The sequence below is a fragment of the Nocardioides sp. Soil_C_8 genome, assembly GCF_057656315.1.
Window position 1 is genome coordinate 230,690 of record NZ_JBDGKQ010000004.1, and the last position, 26,232, is coordinate 256,921.

The following is a 26,232-nucleotide window of genomic DNA, read 5'->3' on the forward strand; positions in this document are numbered from 1 at the left end:
TGACTAGCGTCGAAGTCCGGCACTGGGCCGTTCGCTGGAGGGGTGATGAGGATGACTCGTGGTGTGGAGCCCGACTCGGAGTGGCGGGCGACGTGACCGCCTCGGAGCGGGGCCGGGACGTGGCCGCGCGTGCCGCGGTGCCGGCGACCAACTGGATCTCGTGGGTGGCCTTGGCGATGATGACCACCAGCTCGGTCGCCAGCCTCCGCGCGGCGCCGACGATGGCCGTCTACGGCTTGGCCTGCGTGTTCCTGTACCTCCTGCCGGCCCTGGTCTTCCTGCTGCCGACATCGCTGGTGTCCGCGGAGCTGGCGTCCGGATGGGAGGGCGGCATCTACAAGTGGGTCTCCGAGGGGATCTCGAAGCCGATGGGCTTCCTGGCCGTGTGGTGCCAGTTCGCGATGACGATCTTCTACTACCCGAGCCTGCTCGGGTTCGTGGCCAGCACGCTCGCGTACGTCTTCAACCCCGAGCTGGCCAGCAGTGGCGTGTGGACCGCTGCCGTCATCATCGTCGTGTACTGGTCCGGCGTGTGGGTCTCCGCGCGCGGCACCAAGGGAGTGGCCGGCCTGGCCAGCGGCGGCCTGATCATCGGGACCCTCATCCCCGGCGTCGTCCTGGTCCTGCTGGGCGTGGTCTTCCTCGGACAGGGCAACGAGTCAGCAGCGCCGATGACCGCCGACAACATCTTCCCGGTGTGGGCCGGGCTCTCGAGCCTGGTGCTGATCGTGAACAACTTCCTCTCCTACTCGGGCATGGAGATGAACGCGGTCCACGTGGGCTCGCTGAGGAACCCGGGCAAGGAGTTCCCGAAGTCGATGTTCCTGGCGATGGGCCTGGTGCTGCTGATCTTCATCCTCCCCGCGCTGGCCATCAGCTGGATCGTCCCGGCCGAGCAGCTGTCGCTGACCGCTGGTGTGATGCAGGCCTTCGACGCGGTCTTCGCGAACTTCGGCTGGCAGTGGCTGACCCCGATCGTGGGCATCATGCTCGTCGCCGCCTCGCTGGGCGGGATGCTGACCTGGCTCGCCGGCCCGTCCAAGGGCCTGCTGCTGATCTCCCGCCAGGAGGGCTACCTGCCGCCGTTCCTGCAGAAGCTCAACAAGAACGGCGTCCAGCAGAACATCCTGGTCGTCCAGGGCCTGCTCACGACGGTGATCGGCCTCGCGTACGCCCTGATCCCGGACGTCTCCAGCGCCTACTGGATCTTCTCGGTGATCACCACGCAGGTCTACCTGATCATGTACCTGCTGATGTTCGTCGCTGCGATCCAGCTGCGCCGGAAGGAGCCCGACCACCCGCGGGGCTACCGCGCACCCATGCTGATCGGGCTGTGCGGCATCGGTTTCGCGGCATCCCTGGCGGCCCTGCTCGTCGGGTTCATCCCGCCGTCGCAGTTCGCGGACGGCAACTCGGGGCTCTACTTCGTGATCGTGGGTGGGGGCGCGCTCGGGCTCGGGCTCCTGGTTCCCTTCCTCTTCTACCGCATGCGCAAGCCGAGCTGGAGGCAGCCGGAACCGCAGGAGGTGAGCGCGTCATGAGCACGCCCGCGGAGACGCAGAGCAAGAGCGAGCGCAGCTGGATCTTCATCACCGCGCTGGTCCTCCTCGCCGTGGTCACCCTGGCCGGCGTCCTCGCCTTCAGCAGAGGGGTGAACGACGCCCAGGCCCAGAACAAGGCCAACGAGCTCGTCGACAGGCTCACGGAGGTCGGGGCCCGCACTCCCGACGTGGACCAGGTGGCGCGCGTCCTGGGCGACGACGGGGGCGCCACCTGCGAGAACCCGAACGACGCCCTCAGCCGGTCCATCCTGCTGTCCCAGCTCGCCAACGGGGCCTCCGGCCCGGGCGCGCGGCCGGTGATCGCGGACAGCCGGGTCGTGCAGGGCCAGCTGCTCATCATCGAGATCTACTGCCCCGACGAGCTGGACGACTTCAAGGCGTTCGTCGACGACCTCAAGACCGACGGCGTGGCGGGCTCATGACCATGGACGTGGGGACGGACCTTCGCGCACGCGTCGCCGGGCTCATGCCGCGGGCCGCGGACGAGCTCGCCGAGCTGGTCGCCATCCGGTCGGTCGCCGACCCTCGGCAGTTCCCACCCGAGGAGTGCGACCGGGCGGCCCAGTGGGTGCTCGACCACTTCGCAGCCCTCGGCTTCACCGACGCACGGCTCGCCAGGACGTCCGACGGCAGCAACGCCGTGGTCGGGTCCCGGCCGTGCGCGGACGCCGGCGCGCCCACCGTGCTCCTGTACGCCCACTACGACGTGCAGCCGCCCCTGGACGACGACGCCTGGGAGACGCCGCCCTTCGAGCTCACCGAGAAGGGCGGGCGCTGGTACGGCCGCGGGACGGCGGACTGCAAGGGCAACATCCTCATGCACCTGCTGGCGCTACGAGCCCTGGGGGACGACGTCCCGGTCAACCTGAAGCTGGTGGTGGAGGGGTCGGAGGAGCAGGGCACGGGCGGCCTCGAGGCCTTCGTGGTCGACCACCCCGACCTGCTGCGGGCCGACGCGATCCTGGTGTGCGACACCGGCAACGCCGCCGTCGGCGAGCCCGCCGCGACGGTCAGCCTGCGCGGGATGGTCAACGTGGTCGTGACGGTGGAGGCGCTCGCGTCCGAGGTGCACTCCGGCATGTTCGGTGGCGCCGCACCGGACGCGTTGGCGGCGCTCGTCGCCATGCTCGCCTCCCTGCGCGACGCCGAGGGCAACACGACCGTCGACGGCCTGGACGGCACAGGGCGCTGGGAGGGCCAGCCCTATCCACCGGAGCAGTTCCGTGACGACGCCGGCCTCCTGGACGGCGTGCAGCTCCTCGGTGACGGGACCGTGTCGGACATGCTGTGGGCTCGGCCGGCCGTCACCGTGCTCGGCATCGACTGCCCGCCCGTGGTCGGGTCGGCCGCCGCGATCGTGCCGAGGACGGCGGCCCGGCTCAACCTCCGCATCCCGCCCGGGCTGGCCCCGGAGGTGGCGCAGGAGGCGCTCACGGCGCATCTGCTGAACGCCGCGCCGTGGGGCGTCCACGTCTCCGTCGAGATCGAGGCGACCGGCGCGCCGTTCCGGGCCACCACCGAGGGCCCGGCCTACCGGGCGATGGGTGGGGCGATGCAGGAGGCCTACGACAGGCCCATGGGGTTCCTGGGCCAAGGAGGCTCGATCCCCCTGTGCAACGTGTTCACCGACACCTACCCCGACGCCGAGATCATCCTCATGGGCGTGGAGGAGCCCCTGGCGTTGATCCACGCACCCAACGAGAGCGTCGACCCGCGGGAGATCTCCGCCATGGCCCTGACCGAGGCGCTGTTCCTCCAGCGATACGCCGCTGGATCGCCCTGACTCGTGGGCAGCACAGGCCGGGCTAGGCCGTGACCACCCGCACCCCGCCCGGCAGGAGGGAGACGTCATCGACCGAGTCGTCGAGCCACCACCCGATCGCGCCCGCGAGCTCGACCGGGTGGCTGAAGTTGACCGCGTGCGCCGCCCCGTCGACGAGGGCGACCGTCAGGTGCTCCGGGGCCTGCCCGGCCACGTCGCGGATGCGGTCGGGGGGCGGCAGGAGAGGGTCTCGGGTCCCGAGCACGGCCAGGGTCGGGACCGGCGTGTGGAGCAGCCGCTCGAGGGACGGGAAGCGGGTCAGCTCGGCGAAGAGTCGCAGCCCGTTGAGGGGCCCGAACCGCACGTAGTCCGGCAGGGCCACTGGGAACATCCTCGGGCTCTCGCGCAGGACGTCCCTCGCCAGCTGCCCGATCGCGCGTCCCAGCGGCTGGTTGTGCACTCCCCCGGCCGGCGACACCAGGACCAGCCGGCGAACCCGCCCCGGCGCCTGGTGGGCGACCTCCAGGCTGACGGCGCAGCCCATCGAGTTCCCGACCAGGACCGCCTCGTCGATGTCGAGCCGGTCGAGGACCTCGATCGCGCTCTCGGCCAGGGCAGGGATGTCGAGGACATGGTCCCGGCGCTCGCTCAGCCCGTAGCCGGGCAGGTCCGGCACCACGTTCACGCCACGGCCGGCCAGGGCCCGGGCGGTCGGCATCAGGTACGAGCCGGAGATCGCGAATCCGTGCAGGTGGACGAGCGGGACGCCGCCCTCGGCGGTGCTGCGCCGGCAGTGCACCGACGTACCGCCGACGCGGAGCCGCTCGTCCAGCCAACCGCTGCCTGGTCCTGGTCGGGCCCTCATGGGCCGAGGCTAGTGGAGGTCCACGCATGAGGGTCGAGCCCGCCGACGACTGGCGACGCGGCGATGCCGTGGACACGCCGCCCCCGACGTCACCACCCACGTTCGAGCTGGCACCGGACGACGTCCCGGGCACCCCGCTGTGGCCCGTGCAGCAGATGGTGGACGGCGCCTTCTTCGTCATCGGCACGGTGCTCGTCATGTGGCTCGGCTGGATCGTGGTCACCGTCGGCCTCGAGGACGGCTGGTACGCGATCGCCTCGGTGTTCCTGTTCTGGGTGCTGCTGGCCTACGTGGGCCTCCCACGACTCCAGGAGGTGCTCTCCAAGGTCTACGTGCCCGACTACTTCATCGGACGGTCCCTCACCGACGTAGGCGTGCTCGGTGACCCGATCAACCTGGCTCTCGACGGCAGCGAGGCCGACATCCACGCGGCGATGCGCCGAGCCGGCTGGACGCGTGCCGACGAGCTCACGGTCCGCTCCTCGTGGAGGATCGTGGTCTCGTCCGTGCTGCGCCGCCCCTACCCGGAGGCCCCGGTCTCCTCCCTGTTCCTCTTCGGCCGGCGGCAGGCCTTCGCCTACCAGCAGGAGGTCGACGGCAACCCGTCGCAACGCCACCACGTGCGGTTCTGGCCGGTCCCCGACGGCTGGAAGCTGCCCGGCGGGTTCGAGGTGCAGTGGCTGGCCGCGGCGACGTACGACAAGGCCGTCGGCATCTCCCTGTTCACGCTCCAGGTCACGCACCGGGTCGATGCCGACATCGACCTCGAGCGCGACTACGTGATCGACACCGTCCGGTACGCCGTCCCGGACGCCTCCCTGCGCGTGATCCGGGACTACTCCACCGCGTTCACCACCCGCAACGGCGGGGGCGACGTCGTCCGCACCGACGGAAGCCTGCCGATCCTCGACCTGACCGGGCTCCGTGAGACGGAGCCGGAACGGACGGAGCCGGCGACCGATGCGCTGACGCGCGCGGCGTCCCACCGCATGCCTCCGCCCACCCTGCTGGCCGCGGCCGTGATGAGCATGGCCAAGGCCACCGTCACCCTGGCCACCGTGCTCGTCGCCGTCTTCCTCAGTGACACCGCCCCGACCACGGCATCGACGCGCGAGATCGCCGTCATGGGCATCAGCGCCCTGTGCCTGATCGGCCTGTGGGTGCTCATGCTCGCCCACCACGCGTGGGCCAGGACCGCCCTGCTGGTCGTGTGCACCGCCGAGGCGGTCACCCAGCTGATCGACCTCGGCGCCGCGGACGAGGCCCACTTCCTGGTCCTGACGAGCACCGCGATCACCGTCCTGATCCTCATCGCAGTGAGCTCGGACGCGGCCCGGGGCTGGGTGGGGCTCGGGCGGCGATCGAGATGACGTACCTCGTCCTCGTGCTCGTCGTCCTGCTCGTCGGCCTCGTCGTCGAGAACGCTCTCCGCGGTCCCCTGGAGGCCACGAGGACCGGGAGCCAGGCCGGCGACGGCGGCGTCGGGGACGGCGGTGGGGGCGGCGGTGGTGGCGGCGGAGCCTAGGGGTCTCGTGGACTGAACCGCGCATGAACTGCGGCCGGGTGGTCACTGAGTGTGCAAGAGCTGCCCACGACGTCACCCAGGAGAGATCGTGTCCTTCACCCAAGCACCGCTCCGCCTCGCCACCGGCGCGTTCATCCTCAACTCGGGCATCGGCAAGCTGGGCGCCGACGAAGGCACGGCCCAGTTCCTCCACGGCGCGGCAGCGGCCACCTATCCGGCCGTGTTCAAGGACATGGAGGCGACGAAGTTCGCGCGCCTGCTCGCCGTCAGCGAGATCGGCGTGGGGACGGCCCTCCTCGCGCCCATGGTCCCCGCGACCGTGGCCGGAGCGGCGTTGACCGGTTTCGGTGCCAGCCTGATCGGCATGTACCTGAGGACGCCCGCCATGACCCTGGACGACGGCATCCGCCCGAGCCAGGAGGGAACGGCAGTGGCGAAGGACGTATGGCTGGTCGGTGCCGGACTGACCCTGCTCACCCAGGGCATCACCTCAGCAGCCAGAGCGGGCGTGAAGAGCTCGAAGCGGGCCCTGCGCAACGCCTCGCCGCTGTCTCACTGAGGGGTCGGACCATGACGTCGGTCCCGGACGTCATGGGGCTGCCGGGGCCCTGTCGCGGAGCGGTCGGGAGCGCCGCCTGGGCGGCAGGAGGTGCAGGACGCTGAGGAAGGCGAACACCAGGGTGTTGAAGCCGACCCACAGGCAGAGTGCGTGGAACCAGTCGGTGTAGAGGACCGAGGTCGGCAGGAGGATGCCCCACGGGGCGACCAGCCAGGCGAGCGCCACGAGCGTCGTCACGCTCGCGACGGGTGGCTGCTGGACGTAGTTCCAGTCGGCCTTGCGGCGCAGCATGATCTGCGCCAGCGAGGCGACGAAGCAGGCCTGGAGGAACGCGGTGTACGCCAGCTCGAGGAAGATCGGCGCCGCCACGAGGCGGGCCCGCCACCCGACCCGCCACACCGTGACCAGTCGCTCCACGACGAAGATCGCGCCGATGCACAGCCAGAACGGGGACCACCGGATGGTGTCGGCGGCGAGCAGGGACACCGTCATCAGCAGGAAGTAGGACTGCAGGGCCAGGACGCCGTAGGCCAGGCCGAGCTGCTGGCCCCAGTAGAGCGCGGTGGCCCGGGTCAGTCCGTAGTCGCTGATGTTCTCCAGCGCACCGCGGTGCCACCGCAGGCGCTGCCGCCACAGGTGCCGCCAGGACGTCATGATCTCGGTCGTCACCTGGCACTCCGGCGGCGATGTCATCCGGCCGCCCAGCGTCTTGAGCGCCAACGTGAGCTCGTTGTCCTCGGTGAGCGCGTGCGTGTCGTAGACGTTTCCCAGGGTCCCCGGAACGAGGGTTCCTCGCGCCTGGGCGACGGCGTGGAGGGCGTAGGACCGGATCACCGAGGCGGTCCCGGTCAGGACGAACACCCTGCCGAGCTTGCGGGCCACCAGCCGCTGGTAGCGGCCGTACTCGTTGCGCTGGAACTGGCCGACCAGCCGCCCACCGTCGTCGCCGTAGAACAGGCCGCCGACGGCGATCAGGCCCGGGTCGTCCTCGAGCAGCCCGAGAGCAACCTCCAGGAAGTCCTCGGAGAGGGTGGAGTCGGCGTCCATGACGAGGACCACGTCATGCCGCTCGGAGCCCGGCAGCAGGTCGGCGAGGACCTGGTTGAGCGCGCCGGCCTTCTTCTCGGTGTTGCCGACCGTCTCCACGACCTCCACGCCGTGCCGGCGCGCCACGTCCGCGGTCGCATCGGTGCAGTTGTCGGCGACCACGACGATGCGGTCCGGTCGCCTCGTCTGCAGTGCCAGTGAGACCAGCGTGTCGCCCAGGACCGCCTCCTCGTCGTGGGCCGGAACGAGCACGGTGCACCGTACGGCGACGCCGACTGCCCGTTCCTCCGGCGTCGGCAGCGCCAGAGCAGGCAGGTCCTCCCCACGCTCCACGCTGACCAGGTCGTGCTCGAGGGGTCCGAGCATCAGCCGCCGCGCTTGACGGACCGCACGGGAGGGCGGCGGCGGGATCGCCCGCTCCGGCGACAGGATCTGCATGGCGGCGGACGTCTGGAGGGCGGCGAGCCCGACGAAGGTCGCGAGCACCAGCACGGCGGCTGCCGTCAGCACTGCTCCGCCAGGATTCGCGAATCGCACGTTGAGCGGGGCGAGCGTGGGGTGCCGCCCGGGATCCCGCGCCGCCGCGAGCAGTGCCGCCGCCACGACCAGGAGCACGAGAGCAGCCGCGGCGAGGACGGCCGTGGACCATCCGTACCGCGATGCACGCGTGCGCAGGGCAGGCTGGCTCGCGCTGGACACCCGCGTGCTCCCTCCCCGGGACGACAGGAACGCGTCCACTCTCCCCCACGTCCGCCGGGGGCGGGTGACCTGCAACGGGTGAACTTCGCAGCCGTCACCTCACCCGACCATGCGTCGTTGTAGGGACATGAGACGTCCGGTGGTGGACCCTGGCGCCTGTGCCCGGTGGGCGCACGGCGGAGGTGCGCCTGAATGCCGACAGCCCCTGGACCTGCTCTTCTCGCAGGTCAGGGGCTGTCTCGGTGTCGGTGGGCGATACTGGGTTCGAACCAGTGACCTCTTCGGTGTGAACGAAGCGCGCTACCACTGCGCCAATCGCCCGAGCTCGGCAGAACCGTATCCCATGGTGGCACCCGAGCCGGAATCGGGTCAGTCAGTTGTCGGCCGCGACGGTGCGGTCCTCGGACTTGCGGCCGCGAGCCTTGATGTCGCGGCGCAGCTCGTCGGCCTCCTCGGGGTGGCCGTGGAAGCGACGGTAGCTGTAGACGATGAGGCCGACTGCGATGAGGGCGGACGCCACCTGGGTGACGCCGGTCCAGATCCCGCCGGGCAGCCACCAGGTGTCGGAGACCGGCCACCAGCCCGGGGCCGGCGGCTTCATGATCCAGAGCACACCGCACGCCGCCAGCACGACCGCGCCGAAGCAGGAGACGATCACGCGAGGCCAGGTCTCGACGCTCTCCGCTGCGCCCAGCATCGCCCGCAGCCGGACCGGCTCGACCCGCTTCTCGGCCCAGTCGTACTGCTGGGAGAGGAGCGCGAGGCCGGCGAAGATGCCGAGCAACCCGGGGCCCGGCAGGAAGATCGCCGCCACCCCGAGGACCAGCAGCGTCCATCCCAGGACCTCGAGACCGATGCGCTTGGCTGCCCCCGTCATGGGACGAACCTACCCGGCCGGGCCAGCGGTTTCGCAGCAGGCGAAACGCGGGGTTACCGTCAAGTTCGCCACGAGCCAGCTTCAAGATCCGGTCTGGACCAGCCCGGGTCATTTTTTGCCGTTCTGCATCACGAGCATCCCGGCATGCCGTCTCATGAGCACGAACCCCGGAGGACCCCTCCCTCCGGGCGACCACTAGGAGCTCTCGATGAACCTGTCCGGTAGCGGGCACACCCTGTCCGACGTCGCGTTGGACATCACCGTCGAGTGCATGGACGACCGCGGCATCCGCCACGAGATCGACACCGTGCTCAGCTATGCCGCCTCCGACCCGTTCGCGGTGGCGATGACCTTCGTCACCTCTGAGGGCAACCTCGTGTGGACCTTCGGTCGCGACCTGCTGATCCGCGGCACGGAGGCCCCCGCCGGCGACGGCGACGTGCACGTCTCCCCCGCCATCGGCCTCAGCGGCCGCGCCATGGTCTCCATCGAGCTCAGCTCTCCCGACGGCCACCTCGTGCTGCTGGCCCGCGCCTCGGACGTCCTCGACTTCATCACGCGGACCGCCGCGGTGGTCCCGCCCGGCAGCGAGTCCGACGCCTTCGACGCCGACCTGCTCATCAGCCAGCTGCTCGCCTCCTGACCGCCGCGGCCACGGGCACAGCCACGTCGCGAGCGGGCCGCCGGAGCTAGACGCGCGAGTGCTGCGCGACCCAGCTCGCGTGCAGTCCGGCGTAGATGCTGCCCGCCTGGGTGACGAGCTCGCGGTGCGGTCCGCGCTGCACCACCCGTCCCTTGTCGACCACGATCACCTCGTCCGCGCTCTCGGCGGTGGACAGCCGGTGCGCGATAGTGACCGACGTCCGCGACTGCATCAACCGCTCGAGGGCTCGACCGATCTGCATCTCGAGGGCGGGGTCGACGGCACTGGTGGCCTCGTCGAGGACCAGGAGGTCCGGGTCGGCGAGGTGCGCCCGCAGGAGCGCGACGAGCTGGCGCTCGCCGGCCGAGAGCGACTCACCGCGCTGGCCCACCTGGGTCTGGAGCCCGCGTGGGAGGCCGCGCAGCCAGTCGTCGATGCCGAGCTCGACGGCCGAGGCGCGGATGTCGTCCTCGGTGGCGTCGAGCTTGCCGTAGCGCACGTTGGCCGCGATCGAGTCGTCGAAGAGGAAGCCCTCCTGCGGCACGAGCACGACGCTGCGCCGCAACGACTGCGCCTCGATGCGGCGTACGTCGACGCCGTCGAGGAGCACGGCACCGTGCGTCGGGTCCATCAGGCGGGTGAGCAGCTTGGCGAAGGTGGACTTGCCCGAACCGGTCTCCCCCACGATCGCGACCCGGGTGCCGGCGGCGATGGCCAGGTCGACCTCGCGGAGCACCGGCGGCCCGTCGGGGTAGGCGAAGGTGACGTCGGCGAAGCGGACGTCGATCGGGCCCCGGGGCAGGACCTCGCCCTCGGCTCCCGGGTCGACGAGGTCGGCCGGGGTCTCGAGGATGCCGAGGACGCGGCGCCAGCTGGCGATCGCGTTCTGCGCGTCAGTGAGGATCTGGGTGCCCATCTGCACCGGGCCCACGAACAGGGTGACGAGGAACGCGAAGGCGAGGACCCGCCCCGGTGTCATGTCACCGGTGAAGCCGAGCAGCACGCCGATCACGATCACGCCGGCGTTGGCCAGGCCGGCGGAGAGGCCGCCGAGCGAGAACGAGGTGACGGTGTAGGTCTGCGCGTGCGTATAGGCGTCCTGCCAGTCCTGGATGGCGGTGTCGATCCGCGCCTGGGTGCGGTCCTCGACTCCGTTGGAGCGGACGACCGCGGCCCCGACGACCGGCTCGGAGATGGCGCCGAGCAGCACCCCCACCTGGTGGCGTACGACCGTGTAGGCGGCCGACAGCTTCTTCTGGAACCAGCGAATCGACAGGAACAGCGGCGCGAACGCCAGCCAGACGACCAGCGCGAGCTGCCAGCTGTAGAAGACCATCACCACCGTCGCGACCAGCACCTGCCCGATGCTGACGACGAAGATCAGACCGCCGAAGACGAGGAACTGGCTGACCTGGTCGACGTCGCTCGTCACCCGGGAGACCAGCGCGCCGCGGCGCTCGGTGTTCTGGGTGAGCAGCGGGAGGTCGTGGACGTGGCGGAAAGCCTTGGTGCGCAAGGTCGCCAGCCCACGCTCGGAGGTGGTGAAGAGCCGGTTGGTCATCATGTAGGACGCCCAGCTCGTCGCGGCGATCGCGAGGGCGGCGAGCACGCCCATCCAGGCGACGTAGTCGAGGCGGGGCCCACCGGGTGCGCCGAGCCCGCGGTCGAGGGTCTGCTGGACCGCGATCGGGACGACGATCTGGCCGCACGAGGCGATCACCGCGTAGAGGAGCGTGAGGCCGAGGCCCTCGCGCAGCTCGGGTGAGTACCTCATGCCGATGCGGATGGTGGCGATGGCGCCGATGTCCTCGCCGGTGTCCATCCGCGTGCCGGCGGTCGGAGCGGTGGTGCTCATCTCGGGGTCCCTACGGCGTTGTCGATCGGAGGAGCGAAGCGGGGGAGGTCGGGAACGTCGTGGGGTGGGTTCATGATCGGCTCCCTCCATCGGTGGCAGGCCCGGCTTCGGCATCGAGCGCGGCGTCGGCCTCGTAGGCGTTGACGAGCTGGGCGTAGGCCGGGCTCGTGGCGAGCAGCTCGGCGTGGGTGCCCCGGCCGACGATCCGGCCCTCGTCGAGGTGCACGACCTCGTCGGCGAGCGAGATCGTCGCCTTGCGGTAGGCCACCACGACGAGCGACGCGGCCGAGTCGCCACCTTCGCCATCGCCATCCCCATCGCCCGTGCCCTCGCGGTCGTCACGCAGGGAGGCGAGGATCCGTGCCTCGACCTCCGGGTCGACCGCGGACGTGGCGTCGTCGAGGATCAGCAGCCGCGGACGACGGACGAGTGCGCGGGCGAGCGACAACCTCTGGCGCTGGCCGCCGGAGAGCGAGGTGCCGCGCTCCCCCAGCCTGGTGTCGAGACCCTCGGGGAGGGCGGCGACGAAGCCGTCCGCCTGGGCGGTGCGCAGGGCGGCCCACACGTCGGCATCAGGGATGTCGGCGCCGAGCGTGACGTTGCCGCGGACGGTGTCGTCGAACATGAAGGCCGTCTGGGGCACCAGCGCCACGTCGCGCGGCAGCTCGCCCTTGCGGAGGCCCTTGAGGTCGTGGCCGTCGATGCGGATGCGACCCGAGTCGGGGTCGACCAGGCGGGTCATCAGGCTGGTCAGCGTGCTCTTGCCCGAGGCGGTGGCACCGACGAGGGCGACGGTGCGCCCGGGGCGCACGTCGAAGTCGACGCCGCGCAGCAGGGGCGCGTCGGCGTCGTAGGAGTAGTGCAGGTCCTCGACCTCGAGCAGGGCGCCCGTCGTGCGCGCGGGCAGCTCGTCGTGGCCGTAGGCCATGCTGCCGGTCGCGTCCAGCACGGCCTTGGCGCGGCGGTAGCCGACGACCGAGCGCGGGAACTCGCCGAGCAGCCACCCGATCGCCCGGATCGGGAAGGAGACGATCGTGAGCAGGTAGGCGACCGTCACCACGTCGCCGGCCTCCGTCGCGCCCGTGGTGACCCGGGAGACGCCGACGGCCAGGACGACGAGCACGCCGAGGTTGGGCAGGCTGGCCAGGGTCGGGTCGAAGATCGCGCGGAAGCGGCCGGCGCGGATGTTGACGTCGCGCAGCTCGTGGGCCTTCGCGCGGAACCGGTCGGTCTCCTCGACCTCGCGACCCAGGGTCTTGACGACCATCGCACCGTCGAAGGACTCGTGGGCGATCTCGCTCACCTCGGCCCGCAGCCCCTGGGCGCGGGTCATCAGCGGGGAGGAGAAGCGCTGGTAGAGCAGGTTGGCGACGACGACCGCCGGGAAGACGAGCAGGCCCACCAGCGCGAGCACGACGTCGGCGACGAACATCTGGACCACCGCTACGACCATCATCACGACGGTGCCCAGCGCCATCGGCAGCGGCATGATCGGCGCCCAGGCCGCCTCGACGTCGGAGTAGGCGTTGGAGAGCAGCTGACCGGTCGGGTGGCGCTGGTGCCACTCCATCGGGAGGGAGAGGTACTGCCTGGTGACGCCGCGGCGCGTGTGGGACTGCATCCGGTAGTACATGATGCCGCCGCCCAGGCGCCGCGCGACGATGCCGACGGCTCGCAGGATCGCGACGCCCATGAAGAGGGCGACCACCCAGACCAGCATGTCGGTGCCGATCTCGCCGGTCTCGAACGCCGGGATCAGGACGTGCTGGGTGGCCCAGCCCAGGACCCACGCGTCTGCCACCGTGAGCACGCCGAAGAGCACGGCTCCCGCCGTTGCGACCGTGAAGACGATCGGCTCGCGCAAGATGGCGACCCACAGGACCCGGAAGCCGTCGAGAGTGGTGCCGCCCCGAAGCTCCGTGTCGTCGCCCACAGGTGTCGCCCGCCTCCTCGTCGTCCGCTGTCTCCGCCGGTCGGTTGCCAACCGCAACCAACCAACCGGGCAAGGCTATTCCTCCGCACCGACAGCGGCCCAATCAGCCCGTCGCGACGAGCACCCTCAGGCGCGGATGCGGGACAGGAAGGCGCGGGTGCGCTCCTGCTGGGGGTCGCCGATCACCTGATCGGGCCTGCCCCGCTCGTGGATGCGGCCGTCGTGCAGGAAGCAGACCTCGTCGGCAACGTCGCGCGCGAAGCCCATCTCATGGGTGTTGAGGAGCATGGTCACGCCCTCGGCCTTGAGGTCGGTCAGCAGGTCGAGCACCTCGCCCACGAGCTCCGGGTCGAGCGCGCTCGTCACCTCGTCGAGCAGCATCAGCCGAGGGTTGGCCACCAGCGCCCGCGCGATCGCCACGCGTTGCTGCTGCCCGCCGGAGAGGTCGTCGGGGCGCGCCTCCGCCTTGGCGGACAGCCCGACCCGCTCGAGCATCGCCAGGCCGCGCGACCGGGCCTCGTCGGCACCCATCCCGTGCACCAGGCGGAGCGCCAGGGTGACGTTGCCGATCACGTCGAGGTGCGGGAAGAGGTTGTAGGCCTGGAAGACCATCCCCATGCGCGAGCGCACCTCGTCGCCGTCGACGCGGGGATCGGTGATGTCGCGGCCCTCGAACGTGATCACGCCGTCGTCGACCACCTCGAGGAGGTTGACGCACCGCAGGAGCGTCGACTTGCCCGACCCCGACGCACCGATCAGCACGACGCACTGGCCGGGCTCGATCCTCAGGTCGACCTCACGCAGCACGACGTGGTCGCCGAAGGACTTGCGCACGCCCTTCAGGGTGAGAAGCTCGGAGGGAACGGGGTCCCCGCGGCGTTGTTCGGAGGAGCGGAGCGGAGGAGAAGAACGTCGTGGGGTGTTCATAGGTGGCCTCCAGCGCCGTGGTAGCCCTTCTTGCGGGCGTAGCGGTCGGTGAGCCGGGCCATCGGGATGGTCAGGCAGCAGAACAGCACGCCGGCGACGACGTAGGGCGTGTAGTTGAAGTCGATGGCCGTCTCGATCTGGGCCGCCCGGATCGCGTCCACGACGCCGAGCACCGCGATGAGCCCGGAGTCCTTCTGGAGCGAGACCAGGTCGTTCATCAGCGGCGGGATGACCCGGCGCCAGGCCTGGGGCAGCACGACGTGGCGCAGCGTCTGTCCGTAGGTCAGCCCCAGCGACCGCCCGGCCAGGCGTTGGCTCGGGTGCACCGACTCGATGCCGGCGCGGAACACCTCGGCGACGTAGGCCGAGTAGGACAGCACCAGCGCCGCACACCCCCAGAAGAGGGCCGAGGTGGGCAGCCCGGAGAGGCTGAGCGCGGGGCCGCCGAAGCCGAGCAGGAAGATCACGAGCAGCAGCGGCAGGCCGCGGAAGACGTCGACGTACGCCGTCCCGACGAGGCGCAGCGGGAACGCGACGGGACCGCGGATGGTGCGCATCACCGCGATCGTCAGGCTCAGCGCGACGATGAGGACCGCGCACAGCAGCATCACCCGGATGTTGAGCCAGAGGCCCTCGAGCACCGCCGGGAACGACGAGACCGCCTTGTCCCAGTCGAAGTAGGTCTCCTGGACGCGCTCCCAGCCCGGCGAGCTGACCACAAGGCCGCCGACGACGCCGAGCAGCAGCAGGGTGCTGCCCGACGCGATGACGGCGCTGCGGATCGTGCGCCGCCGCCGCCACTCGTCGCGCTCGCGCTGGACCGTGGAGGGCTCCCAGGCGGTGTCCACCTGGTCAGTCATGGGTCAGCCTTCAGGACAGCTCGGGAGCGCCCTGCTGGGCGAGCCACTCCTGGCCGATCTGGTCGAGGACGCCGTCCTCGCGCAGCGTGTCGACGGCCGACGAGACGCAGTCGGTCAGCGGGCTGTCCTTCGCCAGGACAGCGCCGAACTGCTCCGGCTCACCGTCCGGCAGCGGCAGCTGCCCGACGATCACGCCGTCGTCGAGCTGCACGGCCGTCATGAAGTAGGCCGTCGGCAGGTCGACCACGATGCCGTCGATCTGGCCGTTCTTGAGGGCCTGTACGGCCTGGTCGTTGGTGTCGAAGACAGCAGGGTCCGCGGACGGCTGGACCTGGTCGGTGATCGCGGTGTAGCTGGTGGTGCCGACCTGCGCGCCGAGCTTGGCGTCCGCGAGCTCGGCGAGGCTGGTCGCGCCGTCGATCGCGCTGCCCTTGTTGGTGATGACGGTCTGGACGACGTCGTAGTAGCCGGAGGAGAAGTCCACGGCCTTGCGGCGGGCCTCGGTGATGGAGACCTGGTTGACGTCGAAGTCGAAGTCCTTCGGCCCGGGCTGGACGACCTTGTTGAACGGCACCTTCACCCAGGCGACCTGGTCCTGGGTGTAGCCGAGCTGCTCGGCGACGGCGTAGGCCACCGCGGACTCGTAGCCCTCACCGTTGGTGGGGTCGTTGTCGACGAACCACGGCTCGTAGGCGGGGTCGTCGGTCGCGATCGTGAGGGTGCCGTCGGCGACGGTCTGCATCGTGTCCGGCGTGCACTCGTCGGCGGCGGGCGACGCGGACTCCGAGTCGGAGGTCTCCGAGGAGGAGTCGCTCCCGCTGTCGGTCTCGTCGGTCGGGGCGCACGCGGAGAGAGCGATCGCAGCGGACGCGAGGGTGACGACGGCGAGGTGGCGCTTGGTCGCGCGCCGGGAGGTCTTCAGCATGGCCGAATCCTACGACCGAGCACGACGTCAGCGGATCGGATGACCCGCCGTGGACAGACCGGTCTTGACGTCGCCGATGGTCAGTGTCCCGAAGTGGAAGACCGTGGCCGCCAGCACCGCGTCGGCCCCGGCATCCACGGCTGGCGGGAAATGCTCGACCGCACCCGCTCCCCCGCTGGCGATGACCGGGATGCCCACCTCGCGGCGTACGGCACGGATCAGCTCGAGGTCGAACCCGTCGGTCGTGCCGTCGGCGTCCATCGCGTTGAGCAGGATCTCCCCCGCCCCGAGCTCGGCGGCGCGCACGGCCCACTCGACGGCGTCGAGCCCGGCGCTCCTGCGACCACCGTGGGTGGTGACCTCGAACCCGCTCTGGGTGCCCTGCGCACGGCGTGCGTCCACGCTGAGCACGAGCACCTGGTTGCCGAAGCGGTCGGCGATCTCGGCGACCAGCTCGGGTCGGTGGATCGCGGCGGTGTTGACCGCGACCTTGTCGGCGCCGGCCCGCAGCAGCCGGTCGACGTCCTGGACGCTGCCCACGCCGCCACCCACCGTGAGCGGGATGAAGACCTCCTCGGCGCACCGGCTGACCACTTCCATCGTGGTGGCGCGGCCCTCGTGCGACGCGGAGATGTCGAGGAAGGTCAGCTCGTCAGCGCCCTCGGCGTCGTACACGCGGGCGAGCTCGACCGGGTCCCCGGCGTCGCGGAGCTCCTGGAAGTTGATCCCCTTGACCACGCGACCGCCGTCGACGTCGAGACAGGGGATGACGCGGATCGCGAGGCTCATCGCTGCTCCCGGGATTCACGGGCCGCCAGGGCGACGTCGACGATGCTGACCCGGGACGCGGCGCCGAGCTCGGCGAGCGGCACCCAGGCGGCGTGGTCGGTCGAGCCGTCCACCTCGGTCGTGCCGAGCTCCCCGCCGGTGATCGTCGCCTCGAAGACGAACCGCTGGGAGCGGAACGGCCCGTCGAAGGTCCGCCCCTGACCGGTGAAGAAGTCCTCGGCGAGGAGCGCGCCGGGCTCGACGTGGTAGCCGGTCTCCTCGTAGACCTCGCGCACGAGCCCGTCGCGGATCGACTCGTCGAACTCGATGCCGCCGCCGGGCAGCGACCAGGCCGGGTCGCTGTGCCCCTCGCCGTTCCACCACGCGAGCAGGACGCACTCCTGCCCGTCGACCTCGTCGACGAGGAGCACGTAGGCGCCGAGCCGGGTGTGGTAGTCGGTGAACTCCATGGTCACGGCACCGGCTTCGTCAGCGCCAGCGCGTCCTCGAGGGTGAACCGGCCCTCGTAGAGCGCGGTGCCGGCGATGGCGCCCTCGACGCCCTCGTCGACCAGGGTCATGAGCGCGCGGATGTCGTCGAGCGTGGTGACGCCGCCGCTGGCCACCACTGGCTTGTCGGTGGCCGCGCACACCTCACGGAGCAGCTGGAGGTTGGGCCCCTGGAGCATGCCGTCCTTGTTGACGTCGGTGACGACGTAGCGGGCGCACCCCTCGGAGTCGAGGCGGGCGAGGGTCTCGTACAGGTCGCCGCCCTCGCGGGTCCACCCGCGTGCGGCCAGCGTCGTGCCACGCACGTCGAGGCCGACCGCGACCCGGTCGCCGTACGTCGCGATCGCGCGCGCGCACCACTCGGGCTGCTCGAGCGCGGCGGTGCCGATGTTGACGCGACGGCAGCCGGTCGCCATCGCGGCCCCGAGCGACTCGTCGTCGCGGATGCCGCCGCTCATCTCGACCTGGATGTCGAGCGTGCCGACGATCCGGGCCTGGAGCTCGCGGTTGTGGCCATGGCCGAAGGCCGCGTCGAGGTCGACGAGGTGGATCCACTCCGCGCCCGCCTCCTGCCAGCGCAGCGCCGCCTCGATCGGGTCACCGAACCGCTTCTCCGACCCGTCCACCCCCTGCACCAGCTGGACGGCCTGGCCGCCCTTGATGTCCACGGCGGGCAGGAGCTCGAGGTAGGGCTGCTCGGGGGTGCTGGGCATGGGTCGATCCTAGGAGCCGCGCACGCCGCTGCCCGTCGCCCGGGTGCCCGGCGAGACACTCGCCACGTCCTCGCCAGGTGCGGACGGAGGACCCGCTCCTCGAGAACTGCGGCCGGGCGACAGGGTCTCGGGCCGTGGGCTGTCGCGCGGCCGCAGTTCTCCGCTCGGCGCGGCCAGATCGAGCGCTAGCGTGGGCCCATGATCGGCGACCGCTGGGGCGTCAGCGACGCCGAGGTGCGCCGTCCCTATGGCTGCGACGTGTTCGTCCCCGCGCCGACCCTGGAGGCGTGGCGTGGCGTCACCGTGCACGCCGAGCCCGGCACCGTGTGGGCGCGTCTGCGCCAGGTGCGGGTCGCGCCCTACCCGTACGACCTCGTCGACAACCTCGGCCGACGGTCTCCGCGCGACCCTCGCGACCTGCCGGACCCCCGCGTCGGCGACCCGTTCACGCACGCCCTCGGCCGCGACCAGGGCCGGGTGGTGTCGGTCGACCCCGGCCGCGAGCTCACGGCGACGATCATGGGCGCCCACATGTCGTACGCCGTCCTGCCGTGGGATGGCGACGTACGCCTCGTGCTCGAGGTCGTCGCGCGCGCCAGCCGCTGGCTCGCGCCGGCCCTCTCGGTCGGCGACCTGGTGATGGCGCGCAAGCAGCTGCTGACCCTGAAGGATCTGGCGGAGTCGGACGAGCGGAGCAGGTGAGCACCCGAGCGGCCTAGTGACCGCCGCCCCTCCGGGTCGGCAGCTCGTAGGCGATGCCGTCCATCGGGTGGGTCGGCGTGATGCCCATCGCCCGCAGGATCGTCGGCATGACGTCGACCGACCGCACCTCGGCCCGCAGGTCCTTGTGGGAGGTGCCGGCGCCCGCGAAGACGATCGGGACCTGCTGGGCGGAGCGCTGGATGCCGCCGTGGTCGCCCAGGACGGAGTACGTCGTGTCGTCGGGCAGCGTGGCGACCAGGTCGGGACCGTAGTCGGCGGCCTGGGTGTCGACGAGCTCCTGGGCCTTGGTGGCGAACCACCGCTTCTCGGCGCCGTGCATCCGGTCCCAGCGCACCGGGGACACCCTGTCGTAGTGGTCGCCGTCGCGTTGCCACACCGCGGTCACGTCGGGCAGGTCCTCCATGATGGCCGCCGCGTCGGCGACCGCAGCGGGCGACTGGTCCTTCAGCCACACGTTGAGCGAGGAGTCGCTGTAGGAGAAGCCGACGTTGGTCTGGCCGGTGCCGTCGTCGGTGCCCTCGATGAGCGGTCGCAGCGCCTGCTGCGGGCGGAGGTACGGCACGTCGTTGGCCGGCGAGCCGTAGTACCAGTTGAAGTAGCCGTAGTCGTTCACCGGCTCGAAGTCGCCGTGGAAGTGGCCCTCGCCGGCCGCGACGGACCCGTGGTCGGCGGTGAGGACGACGAGCGTGTCGTCGAGCTGGCCGCTGTCCTCGAGCGCCTGCATGATCCGGCCGACCTGGGCGTCGGCGGTCCGGGTGGCGTACCGCATGTGCGTCATCGGGTCGTAGCCCGGTGTCGCGCCCTCGGGGTCGTTGACGCCTCCCCACATGTGCGCGGCCTTGTCGACGCCGGGGAGGCTGACGAAGATGCCGCTCCACCCGTCTGCCTCGTTCCCCATGATCTCGAGGACCGCATCGGTGGCCCAGACGTCACCGCCCTGCTGGACGGGGTCGTGGCCCACGACGTAGCGGTTGTCGGTGGCGGGGTAGAGCTGCGCCGGGTACTGGCCGGTGTCGTAGATCGTGTCGCGCCGCACCAGCCAGCGGGAGCCGCAGGCGGCGGAGAAGTACGCCGGCACGTTCCACCCCGTCGGCTGGCGGTAGCGGGTGGTCGAACCGTCGGGGTCGGTGCAGCTCGGGCCGCTCCCGAACGTGATCGTCGACGTGTTCGCCGACCCGGGGCCGCTGAGCCCCCATGCGGCGTACCCCTTCGGACTGACCGTGAAGACCTTGCCGGTGTCGTCCAGGTAGTCGGACAGGTGCGGGTAGCCGGCGGCCTCCTGGAGCGGCGCCATCTGGGCGCGGCCGAAGTTGCTGGTGAGGTAGAGGCCACCGGGAGCGCCGAGCAGCCCCTTCACGTCGCGGTAGCCCTCGGTGGTCCAGCCCATGTGCTTGGGCGACGCTCCCGTCGTGAGCACGTTGTGGGTGACGACCGTGACGGAGCCGGTGTGGCCGAGATATCCCTTCGGCGTGTCGACGCCGTCCTTCATCAGCGCCTGCACGTTGCGCATGTCGTACCGGTCGACGATCTCCTTGCTGAGCGCGTCGACGACGATGACCACGACCTTCGTCGGCTTCGCCACGGGTTGCGGTCCGTGTCCGCCACGGCCCCCGGCCTGCGCACCCGACTGGGTGCCGGCGACGGTGAGCGCGACCGCGGCGGCGGCGACGACGGTGAGCAGGCGGGCACGGCGCTGAGCCATCACGACTCCCTCCCGGCGCGGCCACGCTGCCGCGGTCCGTGAGCCGAACGTAGACCCGGCCCGCACCCCCGGCAATCCCCAGGGATGGGTAGGTCCGCGACCGGCGACGGCCGGGTGCCGTCAGCGCCAGACGGGGGCGACCTCACGGCGGTAGCGGCGCGCGACGAAGCGGGTCAGTATCGCGACCACCGGTGCGGGGATGGTCGCCCTCAGCGAGGAGAGCTCCCGCTCCCCTGCCCCGTCCTGCATCCAGGCGAGCGAGTTGGCGGCGTCGACCGGGCTGGCCGGGCGGAGCTTCTTGGTCAGTGCCTTGAACTCCTCGTCGTCCTTCAACGCGCCCATCGGACCCTCGACGTCACGCTCCTCGTGGTCGAGGTGGCCGTTGATCACCTCGCGTGCCCGGGCGACCTCGTCGGCTGCGGCCGAGGCGTTCATCGAGGACGGCGCGGCGACGACCTCGTCGAGGCTGGTCGACACCGACGCCAGCGCCTGCTTCATCGCGACGTGCTCGGACTCCATCTCCTCGAGCAGCGTGAGGTCCACGCCCCGCGACTGGAGGAACGGCCACACGTGCTCGTCCTCGGCCTCGTGGTGGTGGGTGAGCTCCCGGACCAGGTTGCGCCAGGCGGTGCGGATCTCGCGGGCGCGCGCCGTGTCACCGTCGGGCAGCGTGCGCAGTGCGTGCTCGGTCCGGCTCACGTCGCGGCGCACCGCCGCATGGATGATCTGGTTCATGCTCAGGGTCCCCGTCATGCCCGGACGTTAGCGAGCGGGCCCGGACCGCGGCGACCCGATCTCGGGGTATCTCCCGGTCAGCGAGCGCCCTGCGCCGACACCGTCAACGAGGAGACCCAGTTGTGCAGCAGCGCGGCGCCGGCGTCACCGGACTTCTCCGGGTGGAACTGGGTCGCGGAGAGCGGACCGTTCTCCACCGCTGCGACGAACCGGTCTCCCCCGTGCTCGGCCCACGTCACCAGCGGTGCGGCCGTGCGGTCGTTGGTGACGAGGTCCCACGAGCGCGCGGCGTAGGAGTGCACGAAGTAGAAGCGCTCGTCCTCGACCCCCGCGAACAGCCGCGTCCCCCCGGGCGCCTCGACGGTGTTCCAGCCCATGTGGGGCACGACGTCCGCCTCGAGGCGGGTGACCAGTCCAGGCCACTCGTCGCATCCCTCGGTCTCGACGCCGTGCTCGACGCCGCCCGCGAACAGGATCTGCATGCCGACGCAGATGCCGAGCACCGGCCGTCCGCCCGCCAGGCGCCGGCCGATGATCCGCTCGCCCTTGATCTCGCGCAGGCCCGCCATGCACGCGGCGTAGGCGCCCACGCCGGGCACCACGAGGCCGTCGGCCGCGAGCGCGGTGTCGAAGTCACCGGTCAGCGTGACCGTGGCACCGGCGCGCTCGACGGCCCGCACGACCGAGCGGAGGTTGCCCGAGCCGTAGTCGAGGACGACGACGTCCGGAACCGTCACAGGCTGCCCTTCGTCGACGGTACGCCGGTCTCGCGGGGGTCGATCGCCACGGCGTCGCGGAAGGCGCGGGCGAAGGCCTTGAACTGCGCCTCGACCACGTGGTGCGGGTCGCGACCGCCGAGCACCCGCACGTGGAGCGCGAGGTGGGCGTGGAAGGAGATCGTCTCGAAGACGTGGCGCGTCAGGGAGCCCATGTAGGTGGCGCCGGTGCCGCCGATGGCGACGTACTCCTGGCCCTCCGGCTCACCCGTGTGCACGCAGTAGGGTCGACCCGACACGTCGACGACGGCCTGGACCAGCGCCTCGTCGAGCGGCACCGTGGCGTCGCCGAAGCGGCGGATGCCTGCCTTGTCACCGAGGGCCTCGCGCAGTGCCTGGCCGAGCACGATGGCGGTGTCCTCGACCGAGTGGTGGGCATCGATGTGCGTGTCGCCGGTGGTCTGGACGACCAGGTCGACCAGCGAGTGACGGGCGAAGGCGTCGAGCATGTGGTCGTAGAACCCCACGCCTGTGGACACGTCGGAGCGGCCGGTGCCGTCGAGGTCGACCTCGACGAGGACGCCGGACTCCTTGGTGGTGCGCTCGATCTTGGAGGTGCGGCTCATGCGAGCTCCTTCGTCGTCTCGATTGTGTCCAGCAGGGCCTTCTTGAAGGCTGCCATCTCCGCGGCCGTGCCGATCGACACGCGCAGCCACCCGCCGGGACCGGTCTCGCGGATGAGCACACCGCGGTCGACCAGACCCTGCCAGACCGCGTGGCGGTCGGCGAACCGGCCGAACAGCGCGAAGTTGGCGTCGGAGTCGGCGACCTCGAGGCCCTGCTCCCGCAGCCAGGCCACCGTCGCGTCCCGCTCGGCTCGCAGGTCGTCGACCTTGCCGAGCAGCTCGGGCGCGTGCCGCAGCGCCGCCAGTGCCGTCGCCTGGGTGACGGCCGAGAGGTGGTAGGGCAGCCGCACGACGCGGATCGCGTCGCAGATCGCGGGGTCGGCCGCGAGGTAGCCGAGTCGCGCACCGGCCAGGGCGAACGCCTTGCTCATGGTGCGGGTGACGACGAGGTTGCGGTGCCGCGGCAGCAGCTCGAGCGCGCTCGGGGTCCCGGCGCGACGGAACTCGCCGTAGGCCTCGTCGACGACCACGACGCCGCCGGGCTCGTAGGACGCGGCCGCCTCGCACAGCATGGTGACCGCCTCGGGCGGCAGCGCCGTCCCGGTCGGGTTGTTGGGGCTGGGCAGGAGCACGACCGCGGGTCGGCGCTCCTCCACCAGCCGGCGCGCGGCGTCGAGGTCGAGTGAGAAGTCCTCTGCGCGGTGCCCGGCCACCCACTCGGTCATCGTGTCGCGGGCGTACTCGGGGTACATCGAGTACGTCGGGGCGAACGACAGCGCGACGCGCCCCGGCCCCCCGAAGGCCTGCAGCAGCTGCAGCATGACCTCGTTGGACCCGTTGGCCGCCCACACCATCTCGGGGGTGATGCCCGTGCCGCCCGAGCTGTCGAGGTACGCCGCCAGCGCGGTGCGCAGCTCGACGAACTCGCGGTCGGGATAGCGGTTCAGCGACACCGCCGCCGCACCGACGGCACGGGCGATGTCGGCCGCCGCCTCGGGCGAGGGACCGTAGGGGTTCTCGTTGACGTTGAGCTGCACGGGCGCCTGCTCCAGCGTGAGCTGGGGCGCACCATAGGGCTCGATCCCCCGCAGCTCCTCGCGCAGGGGTGGGAACGGCCCGGTCACGGCTGGAGCCGGTCGCTGTCGAACCGGACGCTGACCGCCTGGCCGTGGCCCGGCAGGTCCTCCGCCTCGGCCAGCGTCACCACGTGGTCGGCGACCTCGGCGAGCGCCTCGCGCGAGTAGTCGATGACGTGCACCGACTTGGTGAACGCACGCACGGAGAGCCCGCTGGAGTGGCAGGCGCAGCCGGCCGTCGGCAGCACGTGGTTGGACCCTGCGCAGTAGTCGCCGAGCGACACCGGCGACCAGGCGCCGACGAAGATCGCGCCGGCGTTGCGAACACGCGCGGCGTGTGCGGCGGCGTCGCGGGTGACGACCTCGAGGTGCTCGGCGGCGTAGGCGTCGACCACGGCGACACCCTGGTCCATGTCGTCGACCAGCACGATCGCGGACTGCCGCCCGCCCAGCGCCGTGCGGATCCGCTCGGTGTGGCGGGTGGCGAAGACCTGCTTGTCGAGCTCGGCCTCGACCGCGTCGGCGAGCTCCAGCGAGTCGGTGACCAGCACCGACGCCGCCATCGGGTCGTGCTCGGCCTGGCTGACCATGTCGGCGGCGACGAACGCGGCCTCCGCGCTGTCGTCGGCCAGGATCGCGATCTCGGTGGGCCCGGCCTCGGAGTCGATGCCGACGACGCCGCGGAGCAACCGCTTCGCGGCCGCGACGTAGATGTTGCCCGGCCCCGTCACGAGGTCGACGCGGGCGCACGGACCGGCGCCGTAGGCGAACATCGCGATCGCCTGGGCGCCGCCGACGGCGTAGACCTCGTCGACGCCGAGCAGGGCGCAGGCAGCGAGGATCGTCGGCTCCGGCAGGCCCCCGCGCTCCTTCTGCGGCGGGCTCGCGAGCGCGATCGATCGCACCCCGGCGACCTGGGCCGGGACGACGTTCATGACGACGCTGCTCACCAGCGGGGCGAGCCCGCCGGGCACGTAGAGACCGACGCGGCCGATGGGCACCTTGCGGTGGGTGACGGTCGCGCCGGGGGCGACCTGGCTCGTGACGTCGCGCTCGAGCTCGGCCTCGCAGGTGGCGCGCAGGCGACGGATCGACTCCTCGAGACCGGCCCGCACGGCCGGGTCGAGCGCCTCCAGCGCGGTCGTGAGCGCCTCGCGCGGCACCGCGATGTCGTCGCTCTGCACGCCGTCGAAACGGGCGGAGAAGTCGGTGATCGCCTCGACACCGCGGGACCGGACCGCGTCGAGGATCGGCTGCACCTGATGCGTGGCGGCCTCGACGTCGAACTCGGCGCGAGGCACGCTCGCGCGGTAGTCGACGGACGCCGTGTCGGCGCCCCGCAGGTCGATGCGACGGATCAGGGACATGCCCCCGATTCTAGGTTCCTCCGCGGGTCGACCCGAAGTCGCGGGCCAGCGGTGGACAGCGGCCACTAGTGTCGTGGGTGTGAGCGAGCCGCTACCGATGTTCCCGCTGAGCACCGTGGTGTTCCCGGGCATGAGCGTGCCGCTCCACGTGTTCGAGGACCGCTACCGGATGCTGGTGCGCCACCTCCTCGAGCAGGACGACCCCGCGCAGCGGGTCTTCGGCACCGTCGCGATCCGCGAGGGCTACGAGGTCGGCGACCACGGCGCCCAGTCGGTCTACCGCGTCGGCTGCGTGCTGCAGCTGACCGAGGTCGACCGGCGCGACGACGGCACCTTCGACATCGTCGCCGTGGCCCGCGAGCGACTGGTCCTCGAGGAGATGCAGCGGGGCGCCGACTACCCGCAGGGCCTCGCCGTCGTGCTCCCCGAGCCGGAGGTGGACGTGCCGGCCGAGGTCCTCGAGCGGGCCCGCGCGACCTTCACCGCGTTCCGCGCGGCGATGACCGAGCTGCAGGGAGACCCCTTCAGCGGCACGCTCCCCCGCGACCCCGACTACCTCGCGTGGACGCTGTCCGCCCTGGCGCCGCTGCCCATGGCGGAGCGGCAGTCGCTGCTGGAGGCGGAGGACGCCACCGAGCGGCTCACGCTGGTGACCCGGATGCTGACCGAGGAGCTCCGCGCGATCAACGTCATCCCGTCGTTGCCGGCCACCCAGGTGGCCCGCACCGCGTGGTCACCCAACTGACGGGCGGGACCACCTGATGGCGAAAAGGGCGCGCGGCGCCGGGGGTACGCCGGCCACGGTCGCGCTGTCGGCTGCCGGCATCGCCTTCGAGGTCAGGGCCTACGACCACGACCCCCGCGCCGAGTCGTACGGCGCCGAGGCGGCCGAGGCGCTCGACGTCGATCCGGCGCGCGTCTTCAAGACCCTGCTGGCCTCGCTCGACGGCTCGCTCGTCGTCGGCATCGTGCCGGTCACCGGCCAGCTCGACCTCAAGGCCCTGGCCCGCGCCCTCGGCGGCAGCAAGGCGGTGATGGCCGAGGTGGCGGCCGCCGAGCGGGCCACCGGCTACGTCGCTGGCGGCATCTCGCCGGTCGGTCAGAAACGCCGGCACCGCACGGTGCTCGACGCCTCGGCGCTCGACCACGACACGATCCTCGTCTCGGGCGGACAGCGCGGCTTCGACCTCGAGCTCGCGCCGACCGACCTGGTGGCGATCACCGGAGCGGTGACCGCCACCATCGGTCGCTGACGAGG

General features: G+C 71.5%; 27 protein-coding genes and 1 tRNA gene. 10 read left to right on the top strand and 18 right to left on the bottom strand.

The window, feature by feature from the left end:
* Positions 1-92 precede the first annotated feature (92 nt).
* The 3 genes from gadC to AC3A3L_RS18130 are packed head-to-tail and all read left to right on the top strand — an operon-like array spanning position 93 to position 3,345.
* A complete protein-coding gene (gadC, locus tag AC3A3L_RS18120) occupies positions 93-1,541 on the top strand; it encodes a glutamate/gamma-aminobutyrate antiporter GadC (RefSeq protein WP_487641441.1) in 1,449 nt (482 codons plus the stop codon).
* Positions 1,538-1,984, top strand: coding sequence for a hypothetical protein (locus tag AC3A3L_RS18125; RefSeq protein ID WP_487641442.1), 447 nt, complete (start codon positions 1,538-1,540; stop codon positions 1,982-1,984). Before gadC ends, AC3A3L_RS18125 begins: the two co-directional genes overlap by 4 nt.
* Before the next feature lie 2 nt (positions 1,985-1,986).
* On the top strand, positions 1,987-3,345 hold the full coding sequence (locus AC3A3L_RS18130; protein ID WP_487641443.1) for a M20/M25/M40 family metallo-hydrolase: 1,359 nt from the start codon (positions 1,987-1,989) through the stop codon (positions 3,343-3,345).
* 22 nt (positions 3,346-3,367) lie between these two features.
* Here the strand turns inward: AC3A3L_RS18130 and AC3A3L_RS18135 are convergent, their stop codons facing one another.
* On the bottom strand, positions 3,368-4,189 hold the full coding sequence (locus AC3A3L_RS18135) for an alpha/beta fold hydrolase (protein WP_487641444.1): 822 nt from the start codon (positions 4,187-4,189) through the stop codon (positions 3,368-3,370).
* Between the two features lie 26 nt (positions 4,190-4,215).
* Here AC3A3L_RS18135 and AC3A3L_RS18140 point away from each other — a divergent pair, with 26 nt between their 5' ends.
* The 3 genes from AC3A3L_RS18140 to AC3A3L_RS18150 all read left to right on the top strand — a co-directional run bounded on the left by AC3A3L_RS18140 (position 4,216) and on the right by AC3A3L_RS18150 (position 6,273).
* Positions 4,216-5,559, top strand: coding sequence for an LssY C-terminal domain-containing protein (locus AC3A3L_RS18140; protein WP_487641445.1), 1,344 nt, complete (start codon positions 4,216-4,218; stop codon positions 5,557-5,559).
* A complete protein-coding gene (locus AC3A3L_RS18145; RefSeq protein ID WP_487641446.1) occupies positions 5,556-5,714 on the top strand; it encodes a hypothetical protein in 159 nt (52 codons plus the stop codon). The genes AC3A3L_RS18140 and AC3A3L_RS18145 overlap by 4 nt, the downstream gene beginning before the upstream one ends.
* Positions 5,715-5,802: 88 nt before the next feature.
* Complete coding sequence (locus AC3A3L_RS18150) at positions 5,803-6,273, top strand: hypothetical protein (RefSeq protein WP_487641447.1); 471 nt, start codon at positions 5,803-5,805, stop codon at positions 6,271-6,273.
* A 30-nt stretch (positions 6,274-6,303) separates the two neighbouring features.
* On the opposite strand, the gene AC3A3L_RS18155 is transcribed toward AC3A3L_RS18150, so the two are convergent.
* The 3 genes from AC3A3L_RS18155 to AC3A3L_RS18165 all read right to left on the bottom strand — a co-directional run bounded on the left by AC3A3L_RS18155 (position 6,304) and on the right by AC3A3L_RS18165 (position 8,896).
* Positions 6,304-8,019, bottom strand: coding sequence for a glycosyltransferase family 2 protein (locus AC3A3L_RS18155; RefSeq protein WP_487641448.1), 1,716 nt, complete (start codon positions 8,017-8,019; stop codon positions 6,304-6,306).
* A 249-nt stretch (positions 8,020-8,268) separates the two neighbouring features.
* Positions 8,269-8,340: transfer RNA gene (locus AC3A3L_RS18160), tRNA-Val, on the bottom strand.
* 52 nt (positions 8,341-8,392) lie between these two features.
* A complete protein-coding gene (locus AC3A3L_RS18165) occupies positions 8,393-8,896 on the bottom strand; it encodes a PGPGW domain-containing protein (protein WP_487641449.1) in 504 nt (167 codons plus the stop codon).
* Between the two features lie 208 nt (positions 8,897-9,104).
* Here AC3A3L_RS18165 and AC3A3L_RS18170 point away from each other — a divergent pair, with 208 nt between their 5' ends.
* Positions 9,105-9,539 (top strand): SsgA family sporulation/cell division regulator, encoded by a 435-nt coding sequence (locus tag AC3A3L_RS18170; RefSeq protein WP_487641450.1) that lies wholly within the window; start codon positions 9,105-9,107, stop codon positions 9,537-9,539.
* Between the two features lie 46 nt (positions 9,540-9,585).
* Here AC3A3L_RS18170 and AC3A3L_RS18175 read toward each other — a convergent pair whose 3' ends face one another.
* From AC3A3L_RS18175 to priA, 8 genes are all read right to left on the bottom strand, one after another.
* Positions 9,586-11,394, bottom strand: coding sequence for an ABC transporter ATP-binding protein (locus tag AC3A3L_RS18175; protein WP_487641451.1), 1,809 nt, complete (start codon positions 11,392-11,394; stop codon positions 9,586-9,588).
* Between the two features lie 70 nt (positions 11,395-11,464).
* Positions 11,465-13,327 (bottom strand): ABC transporter ATP-binding protein, encoded by a 1,863-nt coding sequence (locus AC3A3L_RS18180; RefSeq protein WP_487641452.1) that lies wholly within the window; start codon positions 13,325-13,327, stop codon positions 11,465-11,467.
* 126 nt (positions 13,328-13,453) lie between these two features.
* Complete coding sequence (locus AC3A3L_RS18185; protein ID WP_487641453.1) at positions 13,454-14,161, bottom strand: amino acid ABC transporter ATP-binding protein; 708 nt, start codon at positions 14,159-14,161, stop codon at positions 13,454-13,456.
* Positions 14,162-14,250: 89 nt separating this feature from the next.
* Positions 14,251-15,114: an amino acid ABC transporter permease gene (locus AC3A3L_RS18190; RefSeq protein ID WP_487641454.1), complete on the bottom strand. Its 864-nt coding sequence runs from the start codon at positions 15,112-15,114 to the stop codon at positions 14,251-14,253.
* Between the two features lie 10 nt (positions 15,115-15,124).
* Positions 15,125-16,039: an ABC transporter substrate-binding protein gene (locus tag AC3A3L_RS18195; RefSeq protein WP_487641455.1), complete on the bottom strand. Its 915-nt coding sequence runs from the start codon at positions 16,037-16,039 to the stop codon at positions 15,125-15,127.
* Positions 16,040-16,066: 27 nt separating this feature from the next.
* Positions 16,067-16,828, bottom strand: coding sequence for an imidazole glycerol phosphate synthase subunit HisF (hisF, locus tag AC3A3L_RS18200; protein WP_487641456.1), 762 nt, complete (start codon positions 16,826-16,828; stop codon positions 16,067-16,069).
* The gene (locus AC3A3L_RS18205; protein WP_487641692.1) at positions 16,825-17,277 is read right to left on the bottom strand and encodes an NUDIX domain-containing protein; all 453 of its coding nucleotides are present in this window, start codon (positions 17,275-17,277) and stop codon (positions 16,825-16,827) included. The genes hisF and AC3A3L_RS18205 overlap by 4 nt, the downstream gene beginning before the upstream one ends.
* Before the next feature lie 2 nt (positions 17,278-17,279).
* Entirely contained in the window at positions 17,280-18,029 is a 750-nt protein-coding gene (gene priA / locus AC3A3L_RS18210; protein WP_487641457.1) for a bifunctional 1-(5-phosphoribosyl)-5-((5-phosphoribosylamino)methylideneamino)imidazole-4-carboxamide isomerase/phosphoribosylanthranilate isomerase PriA, read from the bottom strand.
* A gap of 198 nt (positions 18,030-18,227) precedes the next feature.
* Here priA and AC3A3L_RS18215 point away from each other — a divergent pair, with 198 nt between their 5' ends.
* Complete coding sequence (locus AC3A3L_RS18215) at positions 18,228-18,731, top strand: hypothetical protein (RefSeq protein WP_487641458.1); 504 nt, start codon at positions 18,228-18,230, stop codon at positions 18,729-18,731.
* A 13-nt stretch (positions 18,732-18,744) separates the two neighbouring features.
* Here the strand turns inward: AC3A3L_RS18215 and AC3A3L_RS18220 are convergent, their stop codons facing one another.
* From AC3A3L_RS18220 to hisD, 6 genes are all read right to left on the bottom strand, one after another.
* Positions 18,745-20,454: an alkaline phosphatase family protein gene (locus AC3A3L_RS18220; RefSeq protein ID WP_487641459.1), complete on the bottom strand. Its 1,710-nt coding sequence runs from the start codon at positions 20,452-20,454 to the stop codon at positions 18,745-18,747.
* Positions 20,455-20,574: 120 nt separating this feature from the next.
* Entirely contained in the window at positions 20,575-21,207 is a 633-nt protein-coding gene (locus AC3A3L_RS18225) for a hemerythrin domain-containing protein (RefSeq protein ID WP_487641460.1), read from the bottom strand.
* A 59-nt stretch (positions 21,208-21,266) separates the two neighbouring features.
* Positions 21,267-21,926 carry an imidazole glycerol phosphate synthase subunit HisH gene (gene hisH / locus AC3A3L_RS18230; protein ID WP_487641461.1) on the bottom strand — a complete coding sequence of 220 codons (660 nt, stop codon included), beginning with the start codon at positions 21,924-21,926 and terminating at the stop codon, positions 21,267-21,269.
* Positions 21,923-22,531, bottom strand: coding sequence for an imidazoleglycerol-phosphate dehydratase HisB (gene hisB, locus AC3A3L_RS18235; protein WP_487641462.1), 609 nt, complete (start codon positions 22,529-22,531; stop codon positions 21,923-21,925). Before hisB ends, hisH begins: the two co-directional genes overlap by 4 nt.
* Entirely contained in the window at positions 22,528-23,655 is a 1,128-nt protein-coding gene (locus tag AC3A3L_RS18240; RefSeq protein WP_487641463.1) for a histidinol-phosphate transaminase, read from the bottom strand. Before AC3A3L_RS18240 ends, hisB begins: the two co-directional genes overlap by 4 nt.
* Positions 23,652-24,968 carry a histidinol dehydrogenase gene (gene hisD / locus AC3A3L_RS18245; RefSeq protein WP_487641693.1) on the bottom strand — a complete coding sequence of 439 codons (1,317 nt, stop codon included), beginning with the start codon at positions 24,966-24,968 and terminating at the stop codon, positions 23,652-23,654. Before hisD ends, AC3A3L_RS18240 begins: the two co-directional genes overlap by 4 nt.
* 85 nt (positions 24,969-25,053) lie before the next feature.
* On the opposite strand from hisD, the gene AC3A3L_RS18250 reads away from it, so the two are divergent.
* Both AC3A3L_RS18250 and ybaK read left to right on the top strand, forming a co-directional pair.
* On the top strand, positions 25,054-25,719 hold the full coding sequence (locus AC3A3L_RS18250) for an LON peptidase substrate-binding domain-containing protein (protein WP_487641464.1): 666 nt from the start codon (positions 25,054-25,056) through the stop codon (positions 25,717-25,719).
* 16 nt (positions 25,720-25,735) lie between these two features.
* Positions 25,736-26,227, top strand: coding sequence for a Cys-tRNA(Pro) deacylase (ybaK, locus tag AC3A3L_RS18255; protein ID WP_487641465.1), 492 nt, complete (start codon positions 25,736-25,738; stop codon positions 26,225-26,227).
* Positions 26,228-26,232 lie beyond the last annotated feature (5 nt).

Bases quoted from the DNA above. Each gene is read 5' to 3' on its own strand.
- AC3A3L_RS18125 (WP_487641442.1), top strand. From the start codon at position 1,538: ATGAGCACGCCCGCGGAGACGCAGAGCAAGAGCGAGCGCAGCTGGATC.
- AC3A3L_RS18130 (WP_487641443.1), top strand. From the start codon at position 1,987: ATGGACGTGGGGACGGACCTTCGCGCACGCGTCGCCGGGCTCATGCCG.
- AC3A3L_RS18135 (WP_487641444.1), bottom strand. From the start codon at position 4,189: ATGAGGGCCCGACCAGGACCAGGCAGCGGTTGGCTGGACGAGCGGCTC.
- AC3A3L_RS18140 (WP_487641445.1), top strand. From the start codon at position 4,216: ATGAGGGTCGAGCCCGCCGACGACTGGCGACGCGGCGATGCCGTGGAC.
- AC3A3L_RS18145 (WP_487641446.1), top strand. From the start codon at position 5,556: ATGACGTACCTCGTCCTCGTGCTCGTCGTCCTGCTCGTCGGCCTCGTC.
- AC3A3L_RS18165 (WP_487641449.1), bottom strand. From the start codon at position 8,896: ATGACGGGGGCAGCCAAGCGCATCGGTCTCGAGGTCCTGGGATGGACG.
- AC3A3L_RS18170 (WP_487641450.1), top strand. From the start codon at position 9,105: ATGAACCTGTCCGGTAGCGGGCACACCCTGTCCGACGTCGCGTTGGAC.
- AC3A3L_RS18175 (WP_487641451.1), bottom strand. From the start codon at position 11,394: ATGAGCACCACCGCTCCGACCGCCGGCACGCGGATGGACACCGGCGAG.
- AC3A3L_RS18190 (WP_487641454.1), bottom strand. From the start codon at position 15,114: ATGACTGACCAGGTGGACACCGCCTGGGAGCCCTCCACGGTCCAGCGC.
- AC3A3L_RS18195 (WP_487641455.1), bottom strand. From the start codon at position 16,039: ATGCTGAAGACCTCCCGGCGCGCGACCAAGCGCCACCTCGCCGTCGTC.
- hisF (WP_487641456.1), bottom strand. From the start codon at position 16,828: ATGAGCCTCGCGATCCGCGTCATCCCCTGTCTCGACGTCGACGGCGGT.
- AC3A3L_RS18205 (WP_487641692.1), bottom strand. From the start codon at position 17,277: ATGGAGTTCACCGACTACCACACCCGGCTCGGCGCCTACGTGCTCCTC.
- priA (WP_487641457.1), bottom strand. From the start codon at position 18,029: ATGCCCAGCACCCCCGAGCAGCCCTACCTCGAGCTCCTGCCCGCCGTG.
- AC3A3L_RS18215 (WP_487641458.1), top strand. From the start codon at position 18,228: ATGATCGGCGACCGCTGGGGCGTCAGCGACGCCGAGGTGCGCCGTCCC.
- AC3A3L_RS18220 (WP_487641459.1), bottom strand. From the start codon at position 20,454: ATGGCTCAGCGCCGTGCCCGCCTGCTCACCGTCGTCGCCGCCGCCGCG.
- AC3A3L_RS18225 (WP_487641460.1), bottom strand. From the start codon at position 21,207: ATGACGGGGACCCTGAGCATGAACCAGATCATCCATGCGGCGGTGCGC.
- hisB (WP_487641462.1), bottom strand. From the start codon at position 22,531: ATGAGCCGCACCTCCAAGATCGAGCGCACCACCAAGGAGTCCGGCGTC.
- ybaK (WP_487641465.1), top strand. From the start codon at position 25,736: ATGGCGAAAAGGGCGCGCGGCGCCGGGGGTACGCCGGCCACGGTCGCG.